General features: G+C 72.5%; 8 protein-coding genes and 3 pseudogenes. 5 read left to right on the forward strand and 6 right to left on the reverse strand.

Going from position 1 to position 10,897, the window contains the following annotated elements:
- Positions 1-18 precede the first annotated feature (18 nt).
- Positions 19-1,677 (forward strand): DEAD/DEAH box helicase, encoded by a 1,659-nt coding sequence (locus ACWCV3_RS20025; RefSeq protein ID WP_451225657.1) that lies wholly within the window; start codon positions 19-21, stop codon positions 1,675-1,677.
- A gap of 62 nt (positions 1,678-1,739) precedes the next feature.
- Here ACWCV3_RS20025 and ACWCV3_RS20030 read toward each other — a convergent pair whose 3' ends face one another.
- The 5 genes and pseudogenes from ACWCV3_RS20030 to ACWCV3_RS20050 all read right to left on the reverse strand — a co-directional run.
- Positions 1,740-2,186: a response regulator gene (locus tag ACWCV3_RS20030; protein WP_161150517.1), complete on the reverse strand. Its 447-nt coding sequence runs from the start codon at positions 2,184-2,186 to the stop codon at positions 1,740-1,742.
- Positions 2,183-3,724 carry a sensor histidine kinase gene (locus tag ACWCV3_RS20035; protein ID WP_451225793.1) on the reverse strand — a complete coding sequence of 514 codons (1,542 nt, stop codon included), beginning with the start codon at positions 3,722-3,724 and terminating at the stop codon, positions 2,183-2,185. The genes ACWCV3_RS20030 and ACWCV3_RS20035 overlap by 4 nt, the downstream gene beginning before the upstream one ends.
- A 140-nt stretch (positions 3,725-3,864) precedes the next feature.
- Positions 3,865-5,055, reverse strand: a complete 1,191-nt coding sequence (locus ACWCV3_RS20040; RefSeq protein WP_451225661.1) for a PP2C family protein-serine/threonine phosphatase — start codon at positions 5,053-5,055, stop codon at positions 3,865-3,867.
- A 196-nt stretch (positions 5,056-5,251) separates the two neighbouring features.
- A pseudogene (locus ACWCV3_RS20045) lies at positions 5,252-5,820 on the reverse strand (response regulator transcription factor).
- Between the two features lie 46 nt (positions 5,821-5,866).
- Positions 5,867-6,070 (reverse strand): annotated as a pseudogene (locus tag ACWCV3_RS20050) (potassium-transporting ATPase subunit C); the annotation flags it as partial.
- Between ACWCV3_RS20050 and ACWCV3_RS20055 the strand changes: the two are divergent.
- From ACWCV3_RS20055 to ACWCV3_RS20070, 4 genes and pseudogenes are all read left to right on the forward strand, one after another.
- Positions 6,053-6,400, forward strand: a pseudogene (locus ACWCV3_RS20055) (M15 family metallopeptidase); the annotation flags it as partial. The pseudogenes ACWCV3_RS20050 and ACWCV3_RS20055 overlap by 18 nt on opposite strands.
- A 36-nt stretch (positions 6,401-6,436) precedes the next feature.
- On the forward strand, positions 6,437-8,002 hold the full coding sequence (locus ACWCV3_RS20060) for a M1 family metallopeptidase (protein ID WP_451225664.1): 1,566 nt from the start codon (positions 6,437-6,439) through the stop codon (positions 8,000-8,002).
- Between the two features lie 196 nt (positions 8,003-8,198).
- Positions 8,199-10,184, forward strand: coding sequence for an N-acetylmuramoyl-L-alanine amidase (locus tag ACWCV3_RS20065; RefSeq protein WP_451225667.1), 1,986 nt, complete (start codon positions 8,199-8,201; stop codon positions 10,182-10,184).
- Positions 10,185-10,319: 135 nt separating this feature from the next.
- Complete coding sequence (locus ACWCV3_RS20070) at positions 10,320-10,682, forward strand: DUF779 domain-containing protein (RefSeq protein ID WP_451225670.1); 363 nt, start codon at positions 10,320-10,322, stop codon at positions 10,680-10,682.
- A 3-nt stretch (positions 10,683-10,685) separates the two neighbouring features.
- Here the strand turns inward: ACWCV3_RS20070 and ACWCV3_RS20075 are convergent, their stop codons facing one another.
- Complete coding sequence (locus tag ACWCV3_RS20075; RefSeq protein WP_030809112.1) at positions 10,686-10,880, reverse strand: hypothetical protein; 195 nt, start codon at positions 10,878-10,880, stop codon at positions 10,686-10,688.
- Positions 10,881-10,897 lie beyond the last annotated feature (17 nt).

The following is a 10,897-nucleotide window of genomic DNA, read 5'->3' on the forward strand; positions in this document are numbered from 1 at the left end:
GAGGAAGGCAGTAACCGCATGCCCCGCAGGTACCAGAAGCCGAACCGCGGCTCGTCGCCGTCCCGGCCCTCGTCCGCTCCCCAGGCTCCCCAGGAATTCCGCCTGCCGGAGAGCACGACGCCCGCACTGCCCGCCGTCGCCGAGTTCGCCGACCTCGACATGCCCGTGGCACTGCTGAAGACGCTCACCGCGCAGGGGGTGACCGCCCCCTTCCCGATCCAGGCCGCCACGCTGCCCAACTCGCTGGCCGGCCGGGACCTCCTCGGCCGGGGCCGCACCGGCTCGGGCAAGACCCTCGCCTTCGGCCTGGCCCTCCTCGCCCGTACCGCCGGCCGGCGCGCCGAGCCCAAGGCGCCCCTCTCCCTGATCCTGGTGCCCACCCGCGAGCTGGCCCAGCAGGTGACCGACGCGCTGACCCCGTACGCCACGGCGGTCAACCTCCGGATGGCCACCGTGGTCGGCGGTCTGTCGATCACCAAGCAGGCCGCCACGCTCAGGCGCGGCGTGGAGGTGCTGGTGGCGAGCCCCGGCCGCCTCAACGACCTGGTGGAGCGCGGCGACTGCGTGCTGCACGACGTAGGCATCACGGTGCTGGACGAGGCCGACCAGATGACCGACATGGGCTTCCTGCCGCAGATCACCAGGCTGATCCAGCAGGTGCGCCCCGACGGCCAGCGGATGCTGTTCTCCGCCACGCTGGACAAGAACATCGACAAGCTGGTGCAGCGGTTCCTCACCGATCCCGTGGTGCACTCGGTGGACCCGTCCGCCGGTGCGGTCACCACGATGGAGCACCATCTGCTGCACCTCCAGGACGAGACCGACAAGAAGGCCGTCACCACGCGCATCGCGGCCCGTGACGGCCGGGTCATCCTGTTCCTGGACACCAAGCGCTCCGCCGACCGGCTCGCCAAGCGCCTGCTCTCGGTCGGCGTCCGCGCCGCCGCCCTGCACGGCGGCCGCTCCCAGCCGCAGCGCAACCGGGCCCTGGAGCAGTTCAAGACCGGCGAGATCACCGCGCTGGTGGCGACGAACGTCGCGGCCCGCGGCATACACATCGACGACCTCGACCTCGTGGTGAACGTCGACCCGCCGACCGATCACAAGGACTACCTCCACCGCGGCGGCCGCACCGCCCGCGCGGGCGGTTCCGGAAGCGTGGTCACGCTGGTGCTGCCCGAGCAGAAGCGGGAGGTCAACCAGCTCATGTCGGCCGCCGGCATCCGCCCGAAGACCGCCCGGGTCACCTCCGGCGCTCCGGAGCTGGCCGCCATCACCGGCGCCCGCGAGCCCTCCGGCGTGGCCGTGGTCATCGCGGCCCCGGAGCCCACGCCGCCCAAGGCGCGCCCGGCCCGCAGGTCCGGTGCCGGTGCCGAGGGCGCCGGCCACTCCGGCCGCCGGCGCCGCCCGGCGGGTGCCGGCGAGGGCACGGGCGGCCAGGGCCGGGGGGCCGAGGGCCGGACCAAGGCGGGCGCGGCGAGCACCGGCACGTCCGGTGGCCGCCGTACGAGCGCCGAGGGCGCCAAGGGCAACGGCGCCTCCGGCCGCCGTGGTGCCGGGGGTGCGGCTGTGGCCAAGGCGGGCGCGCGCGGCACCGCACGCAGGGCACCGGGTGAGCGAGCTGCGGGCACCGGCGGCTCCGACCGCCGGGGCGGGCGTCGTCCGGCCGCCGGCTGAGCCGGGCGTGACGCGAGACACCCCCCGACCGGGCCGGTCGGGGGGTGTCTCGCGTCACGGAGTCACCTTCGCCGGGGCAGGCGGACCACCTGGACGAAGAAGTCGTCGATCTGGCGGACGGCGGCGATGAACTGGTCCAGGTCGACCGGCTTGGTGACGTACGCGTTGGCGTGCAGCTTGTAGCTGCGGAGGATGTCCTCCTCGGCGGCCGAGGTGGTGAGGACGACCACCGGGATGTCCGCGAGGTCCTGGTCGGACTTGATGCGTTCCAGGACCTGACGCCCGTCGTACTTGGGCAGGTTCAGGTCGAGCAGGATCAGGTCGGGCCGGGGGGCGCCGGTGTGGCCGCCGCGCCGGTAGAGGAAGTCGAGCGCCTCCTCGCCGTCGCGGACCACGTGCAGCGTGTTGCCGATCTTGTTGTCCTCGAACGCCTCCCGGGTCATCAGCTCGTCACCGGGGTCGTCCTCCACCAGGAGGACGTCGATCGGGGTGGCGTCGGGAGTCGTCATGTGAGGGCCTTTTCCTCGGCGGGGATGCTGATCTCGTCCGGGGCGGTGGCCACGGGCAGGGTGAAGCGGAAACGGGTGCCGCCGGTGTACTCGGTGTCCAGCCAGATCCGGCCGCCGTGATGTTCCACGATCTTCTTGCAGAGTGCCAGGCCGATCCCGGTACCGCCGTAGGCGTCGCGGCTGTGCAGTCGCTGGAAGATGACGAAGACCTTGTCGGCGAACTCACCGGGGATGCCGATGCCGTTGTCGGCGACGCTCAGGAGCAGGTTGCCGGGCTCGTCCGGGGCGGGCTCGCAGGTGACGGTCACCTGGGGGGCGCGGTCGGGGTGGCGGAACTTCAGGGCGTTGCCGATCAGGTTCTGCCAGAGCATGGCGAACAGGGTGGGGTCGCCCACCACCTCGGGCATCTCCCCGGGGCGCTCGACACGGGCGCCGGACTCCTCCACGGCGGCGGCGAGGTTCGCCATCGCCTTCTCCAGCGACTTGTCCAGGCCGACGGGCACGCGGTCGTCGGTGAGGCGGCCGACGCGGGAGAAGGTCAGCAGGTCGTTGATGAGCACCTGCATGCGCTTGGCGCCGTCCACCGCGAAGTCGATGTACTGGCGTCCGCGGTCGTCCAGCTTGTCGTAGTACCGCTTCTCCAGGAGCTGGCAGAAGGAGGCGACCTTGCGCAGCGGTTCCTGGAGGTCGTGGGAGGCGACGTAGGCGAACTGTTCCAGCTCCACGTTGGAGCGGCGCAGTTCGACCGCCTGGGCGTCGAGGTCGGCGGCCTGGGCGGTGAGGATGCGCTGCTGGGCGTGGGAGGCGTCCAGTTCGGTCACGATCCGCTTGCGCATGCCCTCCACGTCGTCGGCGACCGCGGTCAGGTCGGCAGGCCCGCCGCCGGTGATGACGTGCTCGAAGTCGCCGCCCGCGACCCGGCGGGACGCGGTGCGCAGCCGCTCCAGGGGCCGGGTGACGAGCAGGCGGACGAAGACGGCGAGCGCGACACCGGTCAGCAGGAAGGCGGCGACCATGGCGGCGAGCACCGAGTTGCGCAGGTTGCGCTCCTGGATGATGTGGGCGCTTCCGTCGGCCGCCACACGGGTCATGTGGGCGTTCTGCCTGGCCCAGCTGAGCCGGAGCTTGTCGAAGTCCTGCTTGCCGTTCTCCACCGTCCGCAGGTCCACGGCCTTCGGCTTGCCGGGGGTGACGGAGGCGACGAGCGGCTCGGCGTAGTTGACGCGCCACCGGGCCGCCTGACGCTCGACCGCGGCGAGGTCGTCGCGCAGCTCGGGCTGGTCCGCGACCAGGCGGCGCAGCCGCGCCGCGGACTCCGACTCGTTCTTCTTGCCCTCGGTGTAGGGCTTGAGGAAGCGCTTGTCGGCGGTGATGGCGTAGCCCCGGATGCCGGTCTCCTGGTTGACCATGGCGGACTGGAGCCGGTACGCCTCGGTCTGGGCGGGCTGCACGCCCTTCAGCAGGGAGTCGGTCGCGTCGGCCGTGCGGTCGAGGAGACTGGCGCCCACCACGGTGCCGACCAGCACCAGGAGGGTCATGAGCGACAGCACGAGGTAGAACCAGCCCTGGACGGTCAGGCGGCGCCCGGTCCACGGCTTGCCCGGGAGGTTCTTCACCCTGTGCTCCGTACCGACTCGTCACTCACGTGTTGCACTCGTTTCTCTCGTCTCGGCGTTTCTCAGTTCCAGCTCACGTGGACGACGGCGACGTCGTCCGCGAGCCCGCCCTGTTCCTCGGCCAGCCCCTCGGCCTCGCCGATGAGGCGGTCCACGAACTCGTCGGGCCCGAGTCCGGCCGCCTCGCGGGCGAGTTGGAGCAGCCCCTCCTCGCCGAGGCGCCGCGGGCCCCGGCTGACGTGTCCCTCGAAGAGCCCGTCGGTGAAGAGGACGACCGAGGCACCCGGCGGCACCTCGAGCTCCGCGGTGGGCCAGCGGGCGCCGCCGGGGATCAGCCCCAGGGCGGGCCCGCCCGGCACCTCGACCCAGTCCACGTCCCGCGGCCCGCGCCGCAGAAGGCCGTGGTGGCCGGCCCGCACCACGGTGGCCCGGTGCTCGCCGGGTACCGCGGACAGGCTGACCAGGGTGGCGAACACCTCGTCCCGGGCGCGCTCGGCGACCAGGATCTCCTCCAGGCGGGCCACCTGCTCGACGCCGGTGATGCCGCTGAGGACCAGTGTGCGCCAGGCTATCCGCAGGGCGACCCCGAGGGCCGCCTCGTCCGGGCCGTGCCCGGAGACGTCGCCGACCAGGGCGTGCACGGTGCCGTCGGCGCTCTGCACGATGTCGTAGAAGTCACCGCCGAGCAAAGCCTGCGCGCGGCCGGGGCGGTAGCGGGCGACGACCTGGACGCCGTCGGCGCGCAGCAGCGGGCGAGGCAGCAGGCCGCGTTCCAGACGGGCGTTCTCCTGGGCCTGCATCAGGCTGGCCTGGAGGGCCACGGCCGCCTGCTCGGCCTGCTTGCGCTGGATCGCGTAACGCACCGCGCGGCCGAACAGCTCGGGTTCGACACGGCCCTTGACCAGGTAGTCCTGGGCTCCGGCGGTGACCGCGGCGAGCCCGGTCTGCTCCTCGGCGAGGCCGGTGAGGACGACGATGGCCACCCGGTCGGCGTGCGCCTTGACCAGGGATACCGCTTCGAGACCGCTCGCGTCCGGCAGGTGCAGGTCGAGCAGCACGCAGTCCGGGCGCTCGGTGGCGAGCACCCCGACGGCGTCCGCCATGGAACGCACCCAGCGCAGCCGCATCTTCAGGGCGCTGTCGGCGACCAGTTCCTCGACGAGCAGCGCGTCGCCGGGATCGTCCTCGATCAGGAGCACCGACGGCTGTCGCTCGTCCCACTCCGCACCGATCGCGCCTACGGTCACCGGCATCAGCTCATCGGCATCAGCCCGCGACGTCATCATGGTCCCGCCCTTCCCGCCCCGCGCGTCGCCCGTCGTCAGAAGTTGTCGACCGACAACATTGGATGAGCATACTCAGTGCGAAGATCCGGGCGTGACCAGTACGGGTGACATCATTCACCCATCCGGACTCGAACGCGACGGCATGTTACCTCTCGGTGCCGCTTCAGCCCGCGAAGTGACAGTCCCTGCCCGGCCCGGTGATGGGATGGCGGGGGTGGGAGGGGCCCGCCTCCAGCGTGCGGCGGAGCCGGGCCGTGCGGACCCGCAGGTGGTTTGTCCGGTCGCCCGGGGAGGCGCCCCGGACCTCGCGCGGCAGGTGTTTCACGCCGCCCAGGCGACCGGGGCTGGTGACAAGAATCTCCAGCGGATGCCACGCGGTCGGGGCGGGGCGGACGGCGGCGCGGAGCCGGGCCGGCAGTTCGTCCGTGCTGGACGCGGCTCGTTGACGGGGGGCCGGCGCCGGCGTCCGGCGCGGCGGCATTCTCCTCGCAGGCCCCGGCGGGCGGAGAGGACGAGGATCGGAACCCGGCTCCGGCCGCCGCGCGGGGACCGTGTGACGTCGGCGCCGTCCACGTCGGGCGGCCCGAGGTCCAGCACGACCGCGTCCGGCCCGCGGTCGGTCGCGAGCCGGAGCGCGGTGGCGCCGTCCGGAGGCGCGTCGACGGCCTGGCGATGGATCACGGGGGTCAGTGGGAGCTGCGGGGCGTCCTCCGCCACGAGCACCCGTGTCATGGGCGCGCGCCCTCCTGTCGTTCGTTCCGGACGCCCCCGCGGCGGGTCAGTGCCGGGCCACCATCCCCTTGAGGGCTGTGTTCAGCTCCAGCACGTTGACGCGGGGCTCGCCCAGGAAGCCGAGCGTGCGGCCCTCGGTGTGGTCGCGCACGAGACCGGCGACCTCGGGTACGGCCAGGTGGTTCCGGGCGGCGACGCGGTTGATCTGGAGCCGGGCGTACGCCGGGGAGATGTCCGGGACGAGGCCAGCCGGTTCGTCTCCCCGCCGGAGATGGCTCCGCACAGCGCGGGTGCCGCCGTGGACCTCACCCTGGTGGACGCCGACGGCAACGAACTGGACCTGGGCACCCGGGTGAACGCCGGCCAGGGTCAGAGCGCGGGGGCCTGCTGCACCTCGGCCACGAACATCGGCGCCGAGGCCATGGCGAACCGGAACACCCTGACCGCGGTGCTGTCCGAGGCGGGCCTGGTCAACTACGCGACGGAGTGGTGGCACTGGAGCTGGGGCGACCGTTACTGGGCCCTCCGGACGAACAACCCGACCGCGCTCTACGGCCCCACCGAACCGGTGGCCATATAAGCCGCATATCGTTCCATCGCTGGCATAGTGCCGTCCATGACCCCCACGCCCCGTAAGAACGGCTCGCGGCGGGGCGGCGGACGCCGTCGCGCGGTGCTCGCGCTGGCCTGTGCCCTCGGGATCACGGGCGGCGTCGTCCTCGCGCTGGACGTGTCCGAGGACGGACCCCGCTCCCCCGCCGCTCTCCCCGGCCACCCCGCCCACGGCCCGCAGGACGTCGCCTCCCCGGGCGCCCCCGGCATCGGCGACCCGCTCATGCCGCTGGACGGCAACGGCGGCTACACGGTCCGCCGCTACACCCTGGACTTCGACTGGCAGGCACCAAGAACACCCTTCGCCGCCGCCACGACGATCGCCGCCACCGCGACGCAGGCGCTCTCCCGCTTCGACCTCGACTTCGCGGGCAACACCCTGCGCGGGGTGACGGTCGACGGCGTACCGGCACGGACCGCGCGCCGGGGCGACGAGCTGGTGATCACCCCGGCGAAGCCGCTGGCACGGGGCCGCGCCTTCACGGTGAGGGTCTCCTACACCGCCGATCCCGCCCAGCACCGCCACCGCACCGACGCGATCCAGGACTACGGCTGGGTCCCCACGGCCGACGGCACCGTGCTGTCCCCGCAGCCGAACGGCGCTCGGATGGTCTTCCCGGCGGACGACCACCCGAGTCTGCGCGCGCCGTTCACCTTCCACATCACCACCCCGCCCGGTCTGACGGCGGTGGCGAACGGACGGCTCGTCACCCGCGAGCGCCGGCCCGACGGCCGGGTCCGCTGGACGTACGACTCGGAGCAACCGGTCGCCCCGCAGCTGGTCCAGCTGGCCATCGGCGCGTTCGACGTGGTCGACGGCACCGGCCCGCACGGGCTGCCCCTGCGGGACGTGGTGCCGAGGGAGCTGGTGGCGAAGACCAAGGCGTACCGGGCGCTGACGCCGGGCCACCTCTCCTGGCTGGAGCGGCGGCTCGGCCCCTACCCGTTCCGGCGCTACGGGGTGCTGGTCGGCGACACCGAGCTGCCGGTGGCGCTGGAGACGCAGTCCCTCTCGGTCGTTCCGAGCGCGGACCTGCTGGGGGACCAGGTCGCCGCCGAGCGCAACCTCGTGCACGAACTGACCCACCACTGGACCGGTGACAGCGTGGCGATCCGCCGCTGGTCCGACCTGTGGCTGAGTGAGGGTCACGCCCGGTTCTACGAACTCCTGTACGCCGACACGCGGGGCGGTCCGGGCCTGGAGGACATGATGCGTTCGGCCTACGAGCAGCACGACAGGTGGAGGCGCGACGACGGTGCCCCGGCCGAGCCGCACGAGGAGGGCCTGTTCCGGCAGATGCGCTACGACGGCTCGGCGCTGGTGCTGTACGCCCTGCGGGAGAAGGTCGGCGAGGACACCTTCGAGCGGATCGAGAAAGCCTGGGTGACGACGTATCGGGGACGGGTGGCCGGCACCCGGGACTTCGTCGGGCTGGCCTCCGGGGTGGCCGGTGAGGACCTGACGGGCTTTCTGACCCCGTGGCTGTACGGGGCGCACACCCCGTCCATGCCGGGCCGTCCGGACTGGCGGGTGGACCCGGTCGGGGAGGAGCAGGACGTGGAGAGGTGAAGGGTGCCCCCACCCGGCGGGGTCGGCTGCCGCCGACCGGGTGGCCTGGGCACGGGGGATGGTCCACGCCAGTGACGCTCGGCGCGACGCGGCGTGCGGGGCAAGGAAACGTGGTCGGGGTGACATGCGGGGCGCGCTCTGGTTCGCGCCCTGGCCGCATGTCCCGGCCGCGCCGAACCTCGTTGGAGCCACCCGTATGAGAAAACGCGTCGCCCCCCGCCTGTCCAGCGCCATGCGCGGGCATCGGCGGATCGTCTGCGTGACCGCCGCGTCGGCGGCGCTTATGGTGCCCTTACTGATCGACCGCTCGGACGACGCCGGCGGTCCCGGCGACCAACGCCTCCAGGACGACTACACCGCCGCCGCGAAGGAGTTCCGCGTCCCCCGAAGTGTTCTGATGGGGGTGTCCTACCTCCAGTCCCGTTGGGACTCCCACCAGGGCGCGCCCAGTGTCATCGGCGGCTACGGGCCGATGCACCTGGTGGACTCCGGCGGGCCACCCGCCGCCACCCCGCCACACCACGTGACGCCCCGTCCGAAGGTGCACAAGGCCAGCCCGTCCCCGGCGCAGAGGGCGGCCCAGGAGGCACAGCGCTCCGCCGACCTGCGACGGGCGGCCGAGCTGCTCGGTCTCCCGGTGGAGCGGCTGCGCAACGACGACGCCGCGAACGTGCGCGGCGGCGCGGCCCTCCTCGCGGCGGCGCAGCAGAAGCTCGGCAAGCCGCTCAGCAGCGACCCGGCCGACTGGTGGGACGCGGTCTCGCGCTTCCCGGGCTCCAGTGACGCGGGCTCGGCGGCGACTTATGCCAACGATGTCTTCGACATCATCCGCAAAGGCGCGGACCGCGTCACGGACGCCGGTCAGCACGTCGTCCTGGCCGCGAACCCCCGGGTCCGTCCGAAGGCCGGGGCGGCCGGCGCCGCCCGCTCGAAGAACGTGGAGTGCCCGGCGGAACTGCCGTGCGCCTGGCTGAGCGCGCCGTACGTACGGATCGACGACGAGGCGTACGGCAACCACGACCTGGCCGACCGGCCCAAGGACCAGCGCATCGAGTACATCGTCATCCACGACACCGAGGCGCCGCTGGCCTCGATGCTGCTGACCGTCCAGGACCCGACGGAGGCGTCCTGGCACTACTCGATCCGGTCCAGCGACGGCAGTGTCACCCAGCACATCAAGACCAAGGACGCGGCCTGGCACTCGGGCAGCCAGTTCGTGAACGGCCGCTCGATCGGCATCGAGCACGAGGGCTTCCTGCGGCAGCCGGACGCCTGGTACACGGAGCAGATGTACCGTTCCTCCGCCCGGCTGGTGAAGTACCTGACGAAGAAGTACGGCATCCCGCTGGACCGTCAGCACGTCTTCGGACACGACAACGTGCCGGCGCCGACCGGGGAGAGCATCCCGGACATGCACGACGACCCGGGTCCGTTCTGGGACTGGCGGCACTACTTCGACCTGCTGGGCGCGCCGCTGAAGGCGACGGCGGGGCCGGACAGCGACACGGTGATGATCCTTCCGGAGTACGCCAGGCACAGGCCGGTGTTCACCGGCTGTGTGGAGAGCGGCGAGCAGTGCGCGCCGCACGGGTCCAGCGCGGTCCGGCTGCACACCGAGCCGAGCGAGGACTCCGGGCTGATCCAGGACCCGGGCCGCAAGCCGGACGGCGACGACACCACGGCGGACGTCAACGACCTGGGGTCGCGGGTGTCGGCGGGCCAGACGTTCGCGGTGGCCGGGCGGCAGGGCGACTGGACGGCGATCTGGTTCCAGGGCCACAGGGCGTGGTTCAGGAACCCGGCGGACCAGCCGACCGCGGTGGGCGAGCGGGCCCGGACCGTCACGCCGAAGCAGGGCCGCCACGAGATCCCGGTTTTCGGACGGGCCCTCCCGGAGGAGTCGGCGTACCCGGACGGAGTGAACAAGCAGCAGGAGGCGCCGCTGCCGTACACGATCCAGGAGGGTCAGCGGTACGTGACCCAGTCCGTCGTGCACGGCAGCTACGTCGACCGGTCCACCTTCGGCGACACACCGGCGCCGGTGGTGAAGGGACGGGAGGAGTACTACGAGATCCAGCTCGACCACCGGCTCGCCTACGTGCGGGCGAGCGACGTGGACGTCAAGGAGCCCCCGGCGGCCGCCGGTGCGCCGAAGCCGGCCGAGCCGAAGGCCGGGAACTGACACACCGCGGCCGGGGCCGGACCGGCGAGGTCCGGCCCCGGCCGCGTGCACGGGTCGCCGCCGAACGCTGGACTGCCTCCGGGTGAGCACCCAGACTGGGGTTGTCGGACGCCCCGCTCTTCCTGGACGGTGACCGTGGAAACGCAAGAGAGTCAGCGCGTCGAGTTCACGCCCGAGGCGGCCGCACTGGTGCGGAGGCTGCGCGAGCGGCACGGTCCGCTGATGTTCCACCAGTCCGGCGGCTGCTGCGACGGCAGCGCCCCCATGTGCTACCCCGAGGGCGAGTTCCGCACCGGCGCGTCCGACGTGCTGCTGGCCGAACTCGCCCTGGACGGCGTTCCGGAACCGGTGGGGTTCTGGATGTCGAGGTCCCAGCACGACCTCTGGAGCCATACCCGTCTCATCGTGGACGTGGTCCCGGGCCGGGGCGGCGGCTTCTCCCTGGAGGCCCCGGAGGGCGTCCGCTTCCTGATCCGGTCCCGCGTGATCGGCACCTGACGGTCACGGCCGCAGCCCGCTCACCAGGTCCGCGGTCGCCGTGAGGCCGCTGCTGATGGTGGGGGCCATGCTGGTGCTGGCCAGGTAGAAGCCGAGCAGCATGCAGACCAGGGCGTGGGAGATCTTCAGTGCGCCGTTGCGCATGAAGACCACCGCCAGGATCAGGAGCAGCAGCACCACTGAGATGGAAACGGCCATCGGAACCTCCTCCGCCA

The sequence above is a fragment of the Streptomyces sp. NPDC001781 genome, from assembly GCF_053596035.1.

What these genes read in the sequence shown, in the direction of transcription:
- ACWCV3_RS20035 (WP_451225793.1), bottom strand. Translation starts at nt 3,724, where the DNA reads ATGACCCTCCTGGTGCTGGTCGGCACCGTGGTGGGCGCCAGTCTCCTC.
- ACWCV3_RS20065 (WP_451225667.1), top strand. Translation starts at nt 8,199, where the DNA reads ATGAGAAAACGCGTCGCCCCCCGCCTGTCCAGCGCCATGCGCGGGCAT.
- ACWCV3_RS20060 (WP_451225664.1), top strand. Translation starts at nt 6,437, where the DNA reads ATGACCCCCACGCCCCGTAAGAACGGCTCGCGGCGGGGCGGCGGACGC.
- ACWCV3_RS20075 (WP_030809112.1), bottom strand. Translation starts at nt 10,880, where the DNA reads ATGGCCGTTTCCATCTCAGTGGTGCTGCTGCTCCTGATCCTGGCGGTG.
- ACWCV3_RS20025 (WP_451225657.1), top strand. Translation starts at nt 19, where the DNA reads ATGCCCCGCAGGTACCAGAAGCCGAACCGCGGCTCGTCGCCGTCCCGG.
- ACWCV3_RS20040 (WP_451225661.1), bottom strand. Translation starts at nt 5,055, where the DNA reads ATGCCGGTGACCGTAGGCGCGATCGGTGCGGAGTGGGACGAGCGACAG.
- ACWCV3_RS20030 (WP_161150517.1), bottom strand. Translation starts at nt 2,186, where the DNA reads ATGACGACTCCCGACGCCACCCCGATCGACGTCCTCCTGGTGGAGGAC.